The sequence below is a fragment of the Thiomonas sp. FB-6 genome (assembly GCF_000377645.1).
In the GTDB taxonomy this organism is placed as follows: Bacteria; Pseudomonadota; Gammaproteobacteria; order Burkholderiales; family Burkholderiaceae_C; genus Thiomonas_A.
In genome coordinates this window covers 132,084-146,876 of the sequence record NZ_KB898474.1, presented here as the reverse complement: position 1 = coordinate 146,876, position 14,793 = coordinate 132,084, and the positions used below count along the sequence as shown (strand labels likewise).

At 72.1% G+C, this 14,793-nt stretch carries 17 protein-coding genes; 4 read left to right on the top strand and 13 right to left on the bottom strand.

The window, feature by feature from the left end; all coding sequences use genetic code 11:
• Nucleotides 1–15: 15 nt before the first annotated feature.
• Complete coding sequence (locus D466_RS0106270; RefSeq protein WP_026284962.1) at nt 16–1,011, bottom strand: YafY family protein; 996 nt, start codon at nt 1,009–1,011, stop codon at nt 16–18.
• Nucleotides 1,012–1,100: 89 nt separating this feature from the next.
• Between D466_RS0106270 and D466_RS0106265 the strand changes: the two genes are divergently transcribed.
• Together D466_RS0106265 and D466_RS0106260 are read left to right on the top strand one after the other, a co-directional pair.
• A complete protein-coding gene (locus tag D466_RS0106265) occupies nt 1,101–2,480 on the top strand; it encodes an APC family permease (RefSeq protein WP_081629844.1) in 1,380 nt (459 codons plus the stop codon).
• 69 nt (nt 2,481–2,549) lie between these two features.
• Entirely contained in the window at nt 2,550–3,293 is a 744-nt protein-coding gene (locus tag D466_RS0106260) for an SDR family oxidoreductase (protein WP_026284961.1), read from the top strand.
• A gap of 9 nt (nt 3,294–3,302) precedes the next feature.
• Here the strand turns inward: D466_RS0106260 and D466_RS0106255 are convergent, their stop codons facing one another.
• The 10 genes from D466_RS0106255 to D466_RS0106210 form a co-directional block, all read right to left on the bottom strand.
• Nucleotides 3,303–3,740 carry an RbsD/FucU family protein gene (locus D466_RS0106255; protein ID WP_018912857.1) on the bottom strand — a complete coding sequence of 146 codons (438 nt, stop codon included), beginning with the start codon at nt 3,738–3,740 and terminating at the stop codon, nt 3,303–3,305.
• Between the two features lie 71 nt (nt 3,741–3,811).
• Nucleotides 3,812–4,804 (bottom strand): ABC transporter permease, encoded by a 993-nt coding sequence (locus D466_RS20800; protein ID WP_196803433.1) that lies wholly within the window; start codon nt 4,802–4,804, stop codon nt 3,812–3,814.
• A complete protein-coding gene (locus tag D466_RS0106245; RefSeq protein WP_018912855.1) occupies nt 4,801–5,595 on the bottom strand; it encodes an ATP-binding cassette domain-containing protein in 795 nt (264 codons plus the stop codon). The genes D466_RS20800 and D466_RS0106245 overlap by 4 nt, the downstream gene beginning before the upstream one ends.
• A 3-nt stretch (nt 5,596–5,598) precedes the next feature.
• A complete protein-coding gene (locus D466_RS0106240) occupies nt 5,599–6,513 on the bottom strand; it encodes a substrate-binding domain-containing protein (protein ID WP_018912854.1) in 915 nt (304 codons plus the stop codon).
• A gap of 51 nt (nt 6,514–6,564) precedes the next feature.
• Nucleotides 6,565–7,458 (bottom strand): ribokinase, encoded by an 894-nt coding sequence (locus tag D466_RS0106235; protein WP_018912853.1) that lies wholly within the window; start codon nt 7,456–7,458, stop codon nt 6,565–6,567.
• Nucleotides 7,455–8,444 (bottom strand): LacI family DNA-binding transcriptional regulator, encoded by a 990-nt coding sequence (locus tag D466_RS0106230; RefSeq protein ID WP_018912852.1) that lies wholly within the window; start codon nt 8,442–8,444, stop codon nt 7,455–7,457. The genes D466_RS0106235 and D466_RS0106230 overlap by 4 nt, the downstream gene beginning before the upstream one ends.
• A 104-nt stretch (nt 8,445–8,548) precedes the next feature.
• Nucleotides 8,549–9,037: an RES family NAD+ phosphorylase gene (locus D466_RS0106225; protein ID WP_196803432.1), complete on the bottom strand. Its 489-nt coding sequence runs from the start codon at nt 9,035–9,037 to the stop codon at nt 8,549–8,551.
• Nucleotides 9,038–9,065: 28 nt separating this feature from the next.
• Nucleotides 9,066–9,518 (bottom strand): antitoxin Xre/MbcA/ParS toxin-binding domain-containing protein, encoded by a 453-nt coding sequence (locus D466_RS20795; RefSeq protein WP_018912850.1) that lies wholly within the window; start codon nt 9,516–9,518, stop codon nt 9,066–9,068.
• 294 nt (nt 9,519–9,812) lie between these two features.
• Nucleotides 9,813–10,208, bottom strand: a complete 396-nt coding sequence (locus D466_RS0106215) for a VOC family protein (RefSeq protein ID WP_026284959.1) — start codon at nt 10,206–10,208, stop codon at nt 9,813–9,815.
• An 85-nt stretch (nt 10,209–10,293) separates the two neighbouring features.
• Nucleotides 10,294–10,998 carry a DJ-1/PfpI family protein gene (locus D466_RS0106210; protein WP_018912848.1) on the bottom strand — a complete coding sequence of 235 codons (705 nt, stop codon included), beginning with the start codon at nt 10,996–10,998 and terminating at the stop codon, nt 10,294–10,296.
• A gap of 92 nt (nt 10,999–11,090) precedes the next feature.
• Between D466_RS0106210 and D466_RS0106205 the strand changes: the two genes are divergently transcribed.
• On the top strand, nt 11,091–12,032 hold the full coding sequence (locus D466_RS0106205) for a GlxA family transcriptional regulator (RefSeq protein WP_018912847.1): 942 nt from the start codon (nt 11,091–11,093) through the stop codon (nt 12,030–12,032).
• A 24-nt stretch (nt 12,033–12,056) separates the two neighbouring features.
• On the opposite strand, the gene D466_RS0106200 is transcribed toward D466_RS0106205, so the two are convergent.
• Nucleotides 12,057–12,605, bottom strand: a complete 549-nt coding sequence (locus D466_RS0106200) for a nitroreductase (RefSeq protein ID WP_018912846.1) — start codon at nt 12,603–12,605, stop codon at nt 12,057–12,059.
• Between the two features lie 274 nt (nt 12,606–12,879).
• Between D466_RS0106200 and D466_RS0106195 the strand changes: the two genes are divergently transcribed.
• Nucleotides 12,880–13,887 carry a threonine dehydratase gene (locus D466_RS0106195; protein ID WP_018912845.1) on the top strand — a complete coding sequence of 336 codons (1,008 nt, stop codon included), beginning with the start codon at nt 12,880–12,882 and terminating at the stop codon, nt 13,885–13,887.
• A 28-nt stretch (nt 13,888–13,915) separates the two neighbouring features.
• Here the strand turns inward: D466_RS0106195 and D466_RS0106190 are convergent, their stop codons facing one another.
• The gene (locus D466_RS0106190) at nt 13,916–14,776 is read right to left on the bottom strand and encodes an aldo/keto reductase (RefSeq protein WP_018912844.1); all 861 of its coding nucleotides are present in this window, start codon (nt 14,774–14,776) and stop codon (nt 13,916–13,918) included.
• Nucleotides 14,777–14,793: the final 17 nt, after the last annotated feature.

Sequence of the window (14,793 nt, the reverse complement as noted above, 5' to 3'; positions counted from 1 at the left end):
CGCGGCTCGCGCCGCTCAGCGGACCGCGGCGCGGCGATAGGGCCGAAGCGCGGCCCGCAGGTGGCGCGCGACGGCCTCGCGCAACTCGGGCGGCTGCAGCACCTCCACCTCCGGCGCCAGGTGGGCGAGCTGCTCGGCCGCGTAGTCCCCGCGTTCCAGCGCAAGCTCCAGCTCCACGCTGTGGCCCGGCGCCGGCACCGCGGCCCGCGCGACCGCCTGCGCCACCGGCCGCCCGAGCGCGCGCAGGCGCTGCAGGCCCGCCGCGCTCGCCCGCACCCGAGCGCGTTCGCGGAACAGTTCCTGCTCCAGGCGCCGCAGGGCCTCGCCCCAGTAGCGCGCGAGTTCGAAGCCCGCGGGGCGCTCGAAGCGCTGGTCCTGCAGCTCGGCCGAGGCCACCGAGGACACGCGATAGCTGCGCAGGCCGCGCTCGTCCATCGCGCCGCTGATGTGCGCCGCGGCCACGAAATACCAGCGGCCCGCCTTGAGCACCAGGCCCAGCGGGGCCACCACGCGCCGCGAGCTGCGGGTCCAGCTTCGGTAGGACATGCTCAGGAAGCGCTGTTCCCACACCGCCGCCGCCACCACCGTGAGCCAGGGCGTGGATTCCTGCTCCTCGTACCAGGACTGGGGATCGACGTGCAGGCGTGAACTCAGGCGCTGGGCCTGGCCGCGCATGCCCTCGGGCATCGCCGCCAGCAGCTTCAGCCGGGCCGAGGCGAAGCGCTCTCCCAGGCCGAGCTCGGCCGCCGGTCCGGCCAGCCCGCCCAGCAGCACCACCTCGGCCTCCTGCGCGCTCAGGCCGCCCAGGCTGGGCTTCCATCCGCGCAGCAGGCGCAGGCCGCCGCTGCGCCCGCGCTCGGCGTAGATCGGCACCCCGGCGGCGCTGAGCTGGTCCACGTCGCGGTACAGCGTGCGCAGCGAAACCTCCAGCTCCTCGGCCAGGGCACGCGCGGTCATCGGGCCGCGCGCTTCCAGCAGCATCTGGATGGACAACAACCGGGCGGCACGCATGGTCGGAAGAATGGACTCAAAATGTTGACATGGGATGTCAGCAATTGTGCCGCAGACTGTGCGGACTTCCCAACCCGCAGCCGCGCCCCATGTCCTCCGCTCCGCCGCGCCATCGTGCGCCTTCCGCCGCCTCCGCGGCGCCCCCTGCTCCGTCCCCAGCCCCGTCCTCCGCCGACGGCCCCGTGGCCCCGGCCGGCCACGCCCGCCACCTGACGCTGGCGCAGGGCACCGCGCTGTACGTGGCCGCTGTGCTGGGCACCGGCGTGATCGCGCTGCCCGCGCTGGCCGCCGCCGCGGCCGGCCCGGCATCGCTGCTCGCCTGGCTCGCGCTGGTGGCGCTGTCGGTGCCGCTGGCCGGCACCTTCGCCGCCCTGGCGGCGCGCTATCCGGATGCCGGCGGCGTGGCCACCTACGTGCGCCACGCCTTCGGCCCGCGCGCCTCCGCGGTGGTCGGCTGGTGCTTCTTTTTCGCGGTTCCGGCCGGGGCGCCGGCGGCCGCGCTGTTCGCGGGCGACTACGTCGCCGCCGCCGTCGGCGGCGCCCACACGGCCTGGATCACCGCCTACGCGATGCTCGCCTCGGTGGCGGCGCTCAACGCCTTCGGGGTGTCGGTGTCGGGGCGGGTGCAGTTGCGCCTGACGGTGTTGCTGGTGGGCCTGCTGCTGGTGGCGGTGGCGGCCTCGGCGCCGCACGCCCGGATGGCCAACCTGCACCCCTTCGCGCCCCACGGCTGGTCGGCGCTGGGGCGCGCGGCCGCGCTGCTGGTGTGGAGCTTCGCCGGATGGGAGGCCATCACCCACCTGGCGGGCGAGTTCCGCCGGCCGCGCAGCGATCTGCCGCGCGCCGCCGGCATGGCGGTGCTGATCGTCGGCGTGCTGTACCTGGGCGTGGCCGCGGCCACCGTCTGCGTGCTCGGCGCGGCTGCGGCCACCAACCCGGCACCGCTGGCCGCGCTGCTGGCCATCGGCATCGGCGGGCCCGCTTCCTGGTTCGCCGCCGCGGCCGCGCTGCTGCTGACCTTCGGCACCATGAACGCGTACTTCGCGGGAGCGGCCAAGCTCGGCGCGGCGCTGGGGCGCGACGGTGCGCTGCCGGCCTGGCTGGCCCGCGGCAGCCAGGCCGGCGACGTGCCCCGGCGCAGCCTGGGCCTGCTCGCGCTGCTCGCCCTGCTGATGATGGCGCTGGCGGGCGCCAGCGGCATCGGCGCCCCGGCGCTGGTTCTGCTGACCACCGGCTGCTTCACCCTGGTATACCTGCTGGGCACGGCGGCCGCGCTGCGCCTGCTGCGCCGCGGCAGCCTGGCATGGGTGGGCGCCTGCATCGCGCTGGCCGCGGTGGCCGCGCTGCTGGCCGCCAGCGGGCGCTACCTGTTGTGGCCCCTGGCCATCGGCTGCGGCGCGCTGGCCTACCAGCGCCTGCGCCCGCGCCCGCGCGGCGCGGCACCTGCAGCGGAGCTCCGGCGGGGCTAGGATCTTCCGTCTGGGGGGAACGGTCCCGGAAACGCCGGCGGCCGCGGCCCTGCAAGCATGGAGATCCACATGAACGACAACATCCACGGCAAGGTCGTGGTCATCACCGGGGCGAGCAGCGGGCTGGGCGAGGCGGCGGCGCGCCACCTCGCGGCGCGGGGCGCGCGCGTGGTGCTGGGCGCGCGGCGCGAGGAACGCATCCGCGCGCTTGCCGAGGAACTGCGGCGCGAGGGCCTGCAGGCCGAATTCCTCGCCACCGACGTCACCCGGCGCGAGGACGTGGCCAGGCTGGTCGACACGGCGATCCGGACGTTCGGGCGCATCGACGTGATGCTGAGCAACGCCGGCCTGATGCCCAACTCCCGTCTGGAGCGCCTGAAGGTCGAGGACTGGGAGCGCATGATCGACGTCAACCTCAAGGGCGTGCTCTACGGCATCGCGGCCGCGCTGCCGCCCATGCAACGCCAGAACTCCGGGCACTTCATCCACGTCTCGTCGGTGGCCGGGCACAAGGTGCGCGCGGGCGGCGCCGTGTACGCCGCCACCAAGCACGCGGTGCGCGCCCTCAGCGAGGGGCTGCGCCAGGAGGTCAAGGGATTCAACATCCGCACGACCATCATCTCCCCCGGGGCGGTGGACACGGAACTGACCGGAAGCATCACCGAGCCCGACATCCAGGCCACGATGAAAAAGGTCTACGAGTCGGCCATCCCGGCCGATTCCTTCGCCCGCACCGTGGCCTTCGCCATCTCCCAGCCCGACGAGGTGGACATCAACGAAATCCTGTTCCGGCCCACCAGCCAGGAAAACTGAGCCCTCGGCTCAGTCCGGGAACACCACGCCCTTCTTCAGGATGATGCATCCGTAGGGCCGAGCCTCGCCCGTCGCCACCACCGCGAAGGCCTCGCGCGAACGGGCGTAGAAGGCGTGGCGCTCGATGCCGGCCAGCGTGAAGCGGCCCGCCCCCTCGTGGCGGTCGATCAGCGCCTGGCACTCGCGCTGCACCTCGGGGATGTCCGCGGGCGCGCCGACCACCTCCATGCGCAGGGCCGGCTGCTCCACGAATGCATCCAGGGGCATCAGCTGCAGGCAGGCGTCCAGCACCTCGGGCAGCCCGGCGCTGTCCAGGCGCACGAGGCGCCGCGCCATGGTGGCGCCGGGGAAATTCGCGTCGACCAGGGCGATTTCGTCGCCGTGGCCCATCGAGGCCAGCGCGTGCAGCAGCTCGGGGGTGTGAAGGCGGGACAGGAGCTTGAGCATCGGGGGGATTCCTGGGAGGTTCGAGGCAAAGGGCGCGGGTGGGGACACGGGCGCGGGCCGCCGGGGCCGGCTCAGGCCGAGCTGTCCCGGCGCTTGAGATAGTCGAGCATGACGGCCAGCAGGATCACGAAGCCCTGCACCAGCTGGGTGTAGTACGGGGGCACGTTGAGCAGCACCAGCGCGTCCAGGATGGTCGCGATCAACAGGGCCCCGATGACCGCGCCGGACACCTTGCCGCGTCCGCCGAACAGGCTGACCCCGCCGATGACCACCGCGGCGATCGCGCTCAGCTCGTCGCCGCGCCCGGCATTCGGGTCGGCACTGCTGAGCTGCGCGGCGAAGACGACGCCGGCGATGCCGCTGCACAGGCCGCTGAAGGCGTAGGCCGCGGTACGCAGGCGGCGTACCGCGATGCCCGAGCGATAGGCCGCGGTGCGGTTGCCGCCGACCGCATAGACATGCTGGCCGGAGGCCGTCCTGCCGAGCCAGAACCAGGCGCCGACGACCACGCACAGCGCGATCCACACCTGCGCCGGAACGTCCAGCCAGCGCGCCTGGCCCAGGGCATTGAAGGAATCGGCGGCGATGCCGATCGGGTTGCCCTGTGTGATGATCAGGGTCAGGCTGCTCACCACCGACAAGCCGGCCAGCGTGGCGATGAAGTCCGTCACCCGCAGGTAGTTGATGATCAGTCCCTGGATCGCGCCCACCGCGGTGGTGGCGGCCAGGGCGCCGGCGAGCGCCAGCGGCCAGGGCAGGCCGAGGCCGGCCATGAGGGCGGCCGCGACCGCCCCCGAGAGGCCCGCCATGGCGCCCACCGCGAGGTCGATGCCCGCCACGAGCACGACCACCAGTTCGCCCACCGCCATGATCACGAAGGGCGCGCTTTGCACCAGGATGCTCAGCAGGTTCGCCGTGCTCAGGAAATACGGGGTCGCCAGCGACAGCGCGACCACCAGCACGATGAAGCCGATGAGCACGCCGTTGTCCAGGGCCAGCTGGCCGGGGCGCCGCAACCAGGCGTGCCGATGGGCGGCACCCGGAGTCGTTTGCAGAGTCGTCACGCTTTCTGTCTCCCGAACAACATCGATCGCACCACCGCGTCCTCGCCCAGTTCGTCGGGCGCGCCCTCCAGGGCCTTGGCGCCTCGGGTGAGCACCGCGATGCGGTCGGCCACGCGCCACACGTCGGCCATGGTGTGGGTGATCAGGATCACCGCCACGCCCTGCTCGGCCAGGCGCGTGATCAGCCGCAGGATGGCCTCGTGCTCGCCCACGCCGACCGCCGCGGTCGGCTCGTCCATGATCACCAGCCGGGCCCTCCAGTACACGGCGCGGGCCACGGCGACGGCCTGGCGCTGCCCGCCGGAGAGTTCGCCGACCGGCCGCCTCAGGTCGGGAATGTGGATGTCGAGCTGCTCCAGCACCCTGGCGGCTTCCTCGCGCATGCGGGCGCGGTCCAGCATGGGCAGGCCGAAGCGGCGACGGCGGATCTCCCGGCCCAGGAAGATGTTGGCGCCGACGTCGAGGTTCTCGGCCAGCGCGAGGTCCTGGTAGATGGTCTCGATGCCGATCTCGCGCGCATGCCGCGGGTCGAAGCTGCGCAGGCTGCGCTCGGCGAAGGACATGCTGCCGCCGCTGGGCGCGTGCGCGCCCGAGATGACCTTGATCAGCGTGGACTTGCCCGCGCCGTTGTCGCCCAGCAGGGCGACGACCTCGCCCGCGTGCACGTCGAGGTCGACGCCCTTGAGCGCCTCCACGGCGCCGAAGCGCTTGGTGATGCCCCGCAGGCTCAGCAGGACGGAGCCCTCCGAGGAGGGCTCCTGCCGATCGCGGGCGCCTGGATGCGCCGCCACGGCCTAACTGCCGGCGACGTGCAGCTGCAGCGGCACGGCCACGAAGGGCACGCCGCCATGCAGGTAGTCGTAGCCGGCCATCACGCCGAGCTTGCTCATCAGCGCCGGCTGCTGGCCCACGTCGAGCGCGATGCTGCCCTTCTTGACCGCGGCGATGCCGTCGGGGGTGCCGTCGATGCTGACCACCGTGACGCCCTGGGCACGCTTGGCCGCCTGCAGCGCCTGCGCCGCGCCCAGCGCCATCTCGTCGTTCTCGGCGAACACCGCCTTCAGGCCGGCGGGATGGGCGATGAGGATGTTGCGCATCACGTCCAGGCCCTGCTGGCGATTGAAGTTCGCGGTCTGCCGGGCCACCACCTTGATGCCGGGGTAGGCCTTGAGCGCGGCCTCGCAGCCCTGCGTGCGTTCATTGGTCGCGGAAGCTCCCGGCACGCCGAGCAGGATCGCGATGTCGCCCTTGCCGCCGAGCTTGCTGGCGATGAAGCCGCAGGCGGTGTTGCCGGCATCCACGTTGTCCGAGGCGAAGAAGTCCAGCGCCTTGCCCTTGTCGGTGCGCCGGTCGAGGAAGATCACCGGCACTCCGGCGCGGTTGGCCTCCTCCACCGCCGGGCTCATCGCGGTGGCGTCGGTCGGGTTGATCAGCAGCATGTCGGCCTTGCGCGCGATCGCGGTGCGCACCTGGTTGGCCTGCGTGGTGGAGCTGTTGTTGGCGTCCAGCACCAGCAGCTTGACGCCCAGCTGGTCGGCCTCGGCCTGCGCGCTGTTCTTCATCGCCACGAAATACGGATTGTTCAAGGTCGACAGCAGCAGCGCGAAGGTGTACTGCTGCGCCGCCGAAGCGGCCATCGGCATGGCCGCCGCCATTCCTGCCGCGGCGATCAGCAGACCGCGAAGGACCCTGCGTTGAAAGGTGTTCATGGGTATGCCTCCTGTGATGGGCCATGGGCCCTGCTTGTGGACCGTGCCGTTTCAGAATGACGCGAAACGCCACAGCTCCTGGAACGTGGGCAACGAAGGCTGCGCGCCCTCGCGGGTGGCGGCCAGCGCGCCGTTGGCGTTGGCCAGTTCGACAGCGCGCGTCAGCGGCTGTCCAGAGCTCAGCGCCCAGGCCAGGGCGCCGACGTAGGCGTCTCCGCAGGCCGTGGTGTCGATCACTTCGACCGGCAGCGCCGCCACCGAACCCTGCCCCGTCGGCCCCGACCACACCGAGCCGCCGGCGCCGAGGGTCACGATGACCGTCGAGCGCGGCGTGCGCAGTCGCGCGGCCACCTGCAGGGCCTCCTCGGCATGGGCCGGCGGCGGCAGGCCGAGCAGTGCGCCCGCCTCCGTCTCGTTGACCACCAGCACGTCCACAGCCTCGGCCAGCACGGCCGGCAGCGGCGCCGCCGGCGCGGCGTTGAGCACGACCCGGCCGCCCGCGGCGCGTACGCGGCGCGCGGCGGCGGTGACCGTCTCCCGCGGAACCTCCAGCTGCAGCAGCAGCCAGCCGCCGGCTTCGAGATCCGCGGGCAGTTGCTCGGGGCCCAGCTGCGCGTTGGCGCCGGGGGCGACCACGATGCGGTTCTGGCCGCCTCGCTCCACGGTGATGAAGGCCGCGCCCGAGGGCGTGTCGACGCGGCGCACATGCTCGAGCGCGATCTGCTCGCGGCGCAGCGTCTGGTACAGCGCGTCGCCGTAGGCGTCATGCCCCAGGCAGCCGATCATCGCGACCGGCGCGCCCAGGCGCGCCGCGGCCACCGCCTGGTTCGCCCCCTTGCCGCCGGGGTGCAGGCGGTAGTCGGAGCCCAGCACCGTCTCGCCGGGCGCCGGCGCGCGCTCGACCTCGACGACCACGTCCATGTTGATGCTGCCGACCACGTTCATGCGCGAAGCTCCTCCGGCCGCAGGCGGCGGGTCGAGCCGCGGGCCACGTACTCCACCGGCAGCACCAGGTGGGTGGGCGCGCCGCCCTGGTCGCCCAGGCGACGGTGCAGCAGCTCGACGGCGCTGCGCCCGATGGCGCGCACCGGCTGGCTGACCGTGCTCAAGGGCGGATCCACCAGCGTGGCCCAGGGGATGTCGTCGAAGCCGACCAGGGAAAGGTCCTCGGGCACGCGCCGCCCGTGCGCCTTGAGCACGCGCAGCGCGCCGATCGCCACGGCGTCGTTGGCGGCCACGATCAGGGTGGGCCCGGGCTGCAGCAGGCGCGCGAGCGCCGCGGCGGGAAGCTCGCTGGAATACGGGACTTCGAGGATCCACTCGGGCTGGATGTCGCCCAGTTCGGCGCACAGCGCCTCGCGGCGCTGGCGCGCGCTCACCGAGTCCGCCGGCCCGGCCAGCAGCCCGATGCGCCGGTGCCCGAGTTCGAGGATGGCGCGCGCCAGCAGGCGCCCGCCCAGGCGGTGGTCCGAACTCACGCTGTCGAATTCCAGCAGGTCGGGGCCGACGCGGTCGATGACCACGGTGGGCCGGTAGGGCCTGGTGCGCGGCTGGCGCGTTTCCGGGACCCAGACGATGCCGTCCACGCGCTGCTGCATCGCCGCCAGCGCCTGCTCCTCGGTCTCGGGGTCGGTTCCGGACTCGCTGAGCATGAGGCCGTAGCCGAGCTCGTGCGCGGTTTCCGCCACGGCCTGCGCCAGTGCCGGAAAGAAGGGGTTGGCCAGGTCCGGCAGCAGCAGGCCCAGCATGTGGTGCTGCCCCGTGCGCAGGCTGCGGGCCGAGGGGCTCGGCCGGTAGCCCAGTTCGGCGATCGCGGCCTCGACCCTGGCGCGGGTCGCCGCCGACACCGGCTTCGAGGCGTTGATCACATGGGACACCGTGGCGGTGGACACACCGGCCGCCTTGGCGACGTCCTCGAGGGTTGCGGGCATGCGAGCCTGGTCGGAGGAATGGTTAAACGATTAACCACGAAGGTTACGCAAGCCTGCCGTGCGGCGTCAAGAGGACTTGTCCTGCCGGCAAGTCTTCTACGGGCTTATGGGCGCGGTGGGTTGAGTCGCCCGTCGACCGCAAGTCTTTCCTGATCGGCCAGCTGGTACTTGCCGTGCGCCCGAGAAGGCTGGAAGACGAGATTCCAGCTGCGCTTGGAGACCACGCTCGGAAAGATCACGAATGGGTGCGCCTCCAACAGCGAGGCTCCCCACTCCTGTTGACCAGCGCTCGGCATTCCCCCATGCAGCCATGCTGGATTCGCAACATCCGAAGGTCCAATGACCTTGACCGCACCCGGCTCGACGATCTGCATTCGGGTCAGGATGTGCGGCTGAGCGTCCAGGACGTCGAAGCCTTTGTGGACGGCCGACTCCAGAATGCAGGTGGCTGGGTCCAGGCTGCAATAGACGACGCTCATCCCCTTGGGGTTCCACCTCCCTCCGGACAGCTTGGCGCCGACTCCGCTGTCCCACTCGTCGACATGCACCTGCTTGTCGATCCGCCAGGCGATGAGCGGCGCCTGGGGATCCATGGACGCAGGCAAGGGTGTCATGTTGGCATCAGCTGTAGACGCCGTATTCGAGTCGGGTCAGGAAATCGTTGACGACTTCGACGCCCTGGAGGGTCTGGAGCATCTCGATCGGACGGCATCCATCGAGTCCCATCGCCGGCTTGTCCATCCAGGCCTCGGCCTGTTGGACGCCGCCGAAGACTTCCGAGGCCTTGGCCATCGTCTCGGCCAGCATCCAGGTTCTGCTGGCCAGGTCCGCCGGCATCGAGCGCTCGGGTGCAGTACGTTGGCGATCGAGGGTTCGGGTGCTCACCCCGAGCACATCCGCGACATCCTTCCTTTTCAGAGCGCCGAGCCCAGCCAATAGCGTGTCCAGAACCGCGTACGAAAATGCCCCTTGGCGCATGGCCTTGTGAAGTTCGATGCGGCTGTATGGCTGGTTCTTGAGGACCTGAATCTTGAGGGCCTTCGCACCGCCCAGGAGATCCATGGACAGGATCACAAGTCGCTCCTCGCGCGAGGGCCCACGCCTCGATGGGGCGGACGAGGCCACGGACGAGGCCGCGGCCGAAGCGCGCTTGCGGTAGACACGAGGTACGCGCGCCTTGGTGGGCGTTGCTGGTTCCATCATGGCACCTCGGTAGACGTCACGCAATGGCGACACATGTCTTCATTGTAGAGACGTTTGGCAAGGCCCTCTCAGGAGTGCATCTTTGCTGAAGTGCACGCGGCAACCCGGCCCATAGTGGATCCGAAGTTCGCTGATCCGCCCGCGGCGAAGCGAACGCCCAAGCTCCTAGGCACTGGGGCGATGAAGGGCGCAAAGCTTGTTGCCGTCGGGGTCGCGCACGTAGGCGAGATAGAGAACCCCCGCGGGGCCTGAACGCGGGCCGGGCGGTTGTTCGATGGACGTGCCCCCGTTCGCCACGGCAACGTCGTGAAACTCGCGCACTTGCTCGGGCGATTCGCACTTGAAGCCGATGGTGCCTCCATTGCCCACCGTGGCGGAATGGCCGTCGATGGGTTCGCTCACGCCGAAGGATGAGCCGTCATGCCTGTAGAACAGGCGCCGCTGGCCGGTCTTGTTCGTGTTCTCGATCGCCGCTCCCGCTCCGACGACCTGGAGCACGGCGTCATAAAAGCGCCTGGATCGATCGATGTCGTTCGTGCCGACCATGACATGACTGAACAAGATGGGTCTCCTGGTTGGATGGGAAGGAAAACAAGGCATCAGTTTATCCCCCGCAACCCCCATCCAGGCCCTGCCTGAGGGCCGTTCAAGGCCGCTGATGCCCCGCCCCCAACCGCGCCGCGGCCTGCTCGATCGCCGCCTCGCGCGCGGCGCGCTGGCCTTGCATGCCCGCCCGCACGGCCTCCAGCACCTGCGCCGGCGCGCGCTCCGGGCGACCGCTGTCGAAAGGCGGCTGCGGGGCGTATTCGAGGACCAGTTGCACCTGCTGCGCATAGTCCTCGCCGGCCACCTCGGCCACCAGGCTCAGGGCCAGGTCGATGCCGGCGGTGACCCCGCCGCCGCTGAACAAGTTGCCATCGCGCACCACGCGCGCTTCGTCGGGAATGGCCCCGAAGGCGCGCAGGCCGTCGCGCCAGGCCCAGTGGCAGGCCGCGCGCCGCCCCCGCAGCAGGCCCGCCGCGCCGAGCAACAGCGAGCCGGTGCACACCGAGCTGACGTAGCGCGCGCCGGCGGCCAGGCGCCGCAACTCGCCGAGGAATTCCGCGTCGCCCATGGCCTGCACGCAGCCGTGGCCGCCGGGTACGCACAGCAGCGCGCAGTCGCGCACGTCCGCCAGGCGCAGCAGCCCGTCGAAGCGCAGGCCCTGGGGCAGGACGATGGCCTGCCCCGTGGTGGAGGCCACCACGCAGCGCGCGCCCGGCAGGCGCGACAGCACTTCGTAGGGCCCGGTGAAATCGAGCTGGGTCACGCCGGGATAGACGGCGAACACGACGGGGAAGTCCTGGCTCATGGGGGTCTCCTGGGATGCAACGAGCGTGCGACAGGCTCATGTTCGCCGCATAATGGCCTGACGCAAAGGACGTGGAACCCACCTTTTCTGCCATGCGCAAGATCGCCGTGCTGCTGTTCCCGGATTTCCAGATCCTCGACGCCACCGGCCCCATCGCCGCCTTCGAGATCGCCGAGCGCTACGTGCCCGGCAGCTATACCCTGCAGCCGGTGGCGCTGCAGCCCGGCCTGGTGCGCAGTTCCTCGGGCGCGCTGCTGCAGGCGCGCGGCGCGCGCGGCCTGCGCGGCGTGCACACGCTGCTGGTGGCCGGCGGCGACGGGGTGGAGGCGGCGGCGGCCTGCGAGGCCACGCGGCGCGTCGTGCGCAGCCTCGCCGCGCGCGCGCAGCGCGTGGCCAGCGTGTGCTCCGGCGCCTACCTGCTGGCGCACAGCGGGCTGCTGGACGGGCTGCGGGCCACCACCCACTGGAGCCGCAGCCGGGACTTCGTGCAGCGCTTTCCCCAGGTGCGCCTGGAAGCGGACCGCATCTACATCCGGCAGGGCCGGGTGTGGACCGCCGCCGGCATCAGCGCGGGCATCGACCTGGCGCTGGCGCTGATCGCCGAGGACCTGGGCGAGCAGGTGGCGCGCCGCACCGCGCAGCAGCTGGTGTTCTATTACCGCCGCCCGGGCGGCCAGTCGCAGTTCTCGGCGCTGCTGGACATGAGCACGCCGGGCGGACGCTTCGCCGAGTTGCTGGCCTTCGTGCGCGCCCACCTGCGCGAGCGCCTGGCCGTGGAAGACCTGGCCGAGCGCGCGCACCTCAGCCCCAGGCAGTTCTCCCGCCTGTTCCATGCCGAGGTGGGCCTGCCGCCGGCGCGCGCCGTCGAGGCGCTGCGCGTGGAGGCCGCGAAGGCGGCGCTGGAAAGCGGTGCGGATTCGGTGCAGCGGGTGGCCGCGCAATGCGGCTTCGGCAACCCCGAGCGCATGCGCCGCAGTTTCCAGCGCGTCACCGGCGCGCCGCCGTCGACGGCCAGGCGCCGCGCCGCTGCCTGAAGGGATCGGCCCGGGCGACGCCGCTCAGTCGATCCAGCGCACCTGCGGCTCGTGCCGCGGGTGCGGCGGCGGCAGCGCACGCGGCCGGCCGACGATGATCGGCGCCACCGGAACCCAGGCCGCCGGGAGGCCCAGCAACTCCTTGCCCTCGGCGCTGCGCAGGTAGTCCTGCGCGAAGCCGATCCAGCATGTGCCCAGGCCCTTGTCGCAGGCGGCCAGCATCAGGTTCTGTGCCGCCAGCGAGCAATCCTCGATCACCCACGGGGATGCATGCTCGGCGGCGATCAGCACCAGCGCGGGGGCGTTGTAGAAGATGTGGAAGCCCGGATTCTCCAGGTGCGCGCGCAGCTCGGTGGAGGACTCCGTGCGCAGGCGCCAGGCCTTGGCTTCGCGCGCGATGCGGTCGAGCATGGCGCGCTGGCGCACGACCACGAAGCGCCAGGGCTGGGTGTCGACCGCGCTGGGCGCCTGCACCGCCGCGTGGATCAACGCGCCGAGCGTGGCGTCGTCGGGCGCCTCGGGAAGGTAGTCGCGCACGGCGCGACGCTGGTGGATGGCCTCGAGAAGTTCCATGGTTCCTGCTCCCGGGTCGGCGCGCGCCGTGCCGCCGCGCAGCCGGCTCGACACGCCGACCCGCCTGCGAAGTATCCGCGTGCGTACCGCCCGCGGCGCCGCGCCGGCCGCCGCGAAGCTGCGCTGGGTCAAGCCGCGGTGCCGCGCCGGCGCTGTCGTACCCTACGCGCTACTGTCCAGGCACGGCGGTCTCGGGGCGCGCGGGCGGCACGGCGCTCGCGCGCGCGGGCCGGGGGCCGCGCCCCGTCCCGAGCCCGGCGAAACGGAGCCCCCGATGTTCGAAGAGATTTCCCGCCTGTCCCGCATCCGCGACGCCGCCGAGCTGGTCTATCGCGTGATGCCGCCCACCCCGCAGTACGCCTGGCCCCTGCTGTGCGAGGCCCTGGGAACGCAGGTCTGGGTCAAGCACGAGAACCACACCCCCACGGGCGCCTTCAAGGTGCGCGGGGGCCTGGTGTACGTGGACGGTCTGCGCCGGCGCGAGCCCGGTTGCGCGGGCGTGATCTCGGCCACGCGCGGCAACCACGGCCAGAGCATCGGCTTCGCGGCGCGGCGCCATGGTCTGGCGGCCACCATCGTCGTGCCCCACGGCAACAGCCGCGAGAAGAACGCCGCGATGCGCGCGCTGGGCGTGGAGTTGCTGGAGCACGGCGAGGATTTCCAGGAGGCGCGGGAGCATGCACTCCGGCTCGGAGCCGAGCGCGGCCTGCACGCGATTGCCTCCTTCCACGCGGACCTGGTGCTGGGCGTGGCCACGGGCTGGGCGGAGTTGCTGCAAGCCGTGCCGGACCTGGACCTGCTGTACGTGCCCATCGGCCTGGGCTCGGGCATCTGCGCGGCGGCGGCCGCGCGCGCGGCGCTGGGCGCGCGGCCGCGCATCGTCGGCGTGGTCTCCAGCTGCGCCGAGGCCTACGCGCTGTCCTTCGAGCAGCACCGCGCGGTCGATGCCCCGGCCTTGACCGAGGTGGCCGACGGCATGGCCTGCCGCGTGCCCGATGCGCAGGCGCTGGACATCATCTGGGAGCAGGTGGACGAGATCGTGCGCGTGGACGACGAGCAGGTGCTGCGCGCGATGCGCCTGTACTACACGGCCACGCACAACATCGCCGAGGGGGCCGGGGCCGCCGCGCTGGCGGCGGCGCTGGCGCAGCGCGAGCGCCTGGCGGGCAAGCGCGTGGCGCTGTCGCTGAGCGGCGGCAACGTGGACCTGGAGATGTTCCGCCGCGCCATGGACCTGGCGCCGGATGCGCCGGAGCCCGCCGGCGCGCGCCCGGCACGCTGACGCCCGCGGCGCCGCGGCCGCGCCCGCTTCAGCGCGCGGCGCGCTCGATGGCGGCGAAGTCCTCGTCGGACAGGCGGATGGTGGCCGCGCCCATGTTCTGCTCCAGGTGCTCGATGCTGCCCGTGCCGGGAATCGGCAGCATCACCGGGCTGCGGCGCAGCAGCCAGGCCAGCGCGATCTGCCCGCCGCTGGCGCCGTGGTGCCGCGCCACGGCGTCGAGCACCGAGCCCGGACGCGCCAGGCTGCCGGCCGCCAGCGGGTACCAGGGAATGAAACCGATGCCCAGGCGCTCGCAATGCTCGAGCACGTGTTCGCTGGCGCGGTCGGCCAGGTTGTAGCGGTTCTGCACGGTGGCCACCGGGAACACCTTGCGCGCCGCCTCGATGTCCTCCACGCCCACTTCGCTGAGCCCGGCATGGCGCACCAGCCCCTCGTCGAGCATCTGGCGGATGGCGCCGAACTGCTCGTCGCGCGGGACCTTCGGGTCGATGCGGTGCAGCTGCCACAGGTCGATGCGCTCGACCCCGAGCTTGCGCAGGCTCTTGCGGGCCTGGGCGATCAGGTAGTCGGGGCGCCCGTCCGGGGTCCACTGATCCGGGCCGCCGCGGGTCAGGCCGCCCTTGGTGGCGATCACCAGGCCCTCATAGGGGTGCAGCGCCTCGCAGATCAACTGCTCGGACACGTCGGGGCCGTAGGAATCGGCGGTGTCGATGAAATCCACGCCCAGTTCGGGCACGCGGCGCAGCAGGCGCAACGCGGCCTCGCGGTCGGGCGGCGGGCCCCAGACGCCCTTGCCGGTGATGCGCATGGCACCGAAGCCCAGCCGGTGGATCTCGAGGTCGCCGCCGACGCGAAAACGCGGCGACGGCTGCGAAACGGAATCGCTCATCGCATTCTCCAGGGTGC

Bases quoted from the DNA above. Each gene is read 5' to 3' on its own strand.
- D466_RS0106255 (WP_018912857.1), bottom strand. From the start codon at position 3,740: ATGCTCAAGCTCCTGTCCCGCCTTCACACCCCCGAGCTGCTGCACGCG.
- D466_RS0106230 (WP_018912852.1), bottom strand. From the start codon at position 8,444: ATGCCCGCAACCCTCGAGGACGTCGCCAAGGCGGCCGGTGTGTCCACC.
- D466_RS0106260 (WP_026284961.1), top strand. From the start codon at position 2,550: ATGAACGACAACATCCACGGCAAGGTCGTGGTCATCACCGGGGCGAGC.
- D466_RS0106190 (WP_018912844.1), bottom strand. From the start codon at position 14,776: ATGAGCGATTCCGTTTCGCAGCCGTCGCCGCGTTTTCGCGTCGGCGGC.
- D466_RS0106225 (WP_196803432.1), bottom strand. From the start codon at position 9,037: ATGGATCCCCAGGCGCCGCTCATCGCCTGGCGGATCGACAAGCAGGTG.
- D466_RS0106210 (WP_018912848.1), bottom strand. From the start codon at position 10,998: ATGAGCCAGGACTTCCCCGTCGTGTTCGCCGTCTATCCCGGCGTGACC.
- D466_RS0106240 (WP_018912854.1), bottom strand. From the start codon at position 6,513: ATGAACACCTTTCAACGCAGGGTCCTTCGCGGTCTGCTGATCGCCGCG.
- D466_RS0106205 (WP_018912847.1), top strand. From the start codon at position 11,091: ATGCGCAAGATCGCCGTGCTGCTGTTCCCGGATTTCCAGATCCTCGAC.
- D466_RS0106200 (WP_018912846.1), bottom strand. From the start codon at position 12,605: ATGGAACTTCTCGAGGCCATCCACCAGCGTCGCGCCGTGCGCGACTAC.
- D466_RS0106235 (WP_018912853.1), bottom strand. From the start codon at position 7,458: ATGAACGTGGTCGGCAGCATCAACATGGACGTGGTCGTCGAGGTCGAG.
- D466_RS0106195 (WP_018912845.1), top strand. From the start codon at position 12,880: ATGTTCGAAGAGATTTCCCGCCTGTCCCGCATCCGCGACGCCGCCGAG.
- D466_RS0106265 (WP_081629844.1), top strand. From the start codon at position 1,101: ATGTCCTCCGCTCCGCCGCGCCATCGTGCGCCTTCCGCCGCCTCCGCG.
- D466_RS0106270 (WP_026284962.1), bottom strand. From the start codon at position 1,011: ATGCGTGCCGCCCGGTTGTTGTCCATCCAGATGCTGCTGGAAGCGCGC.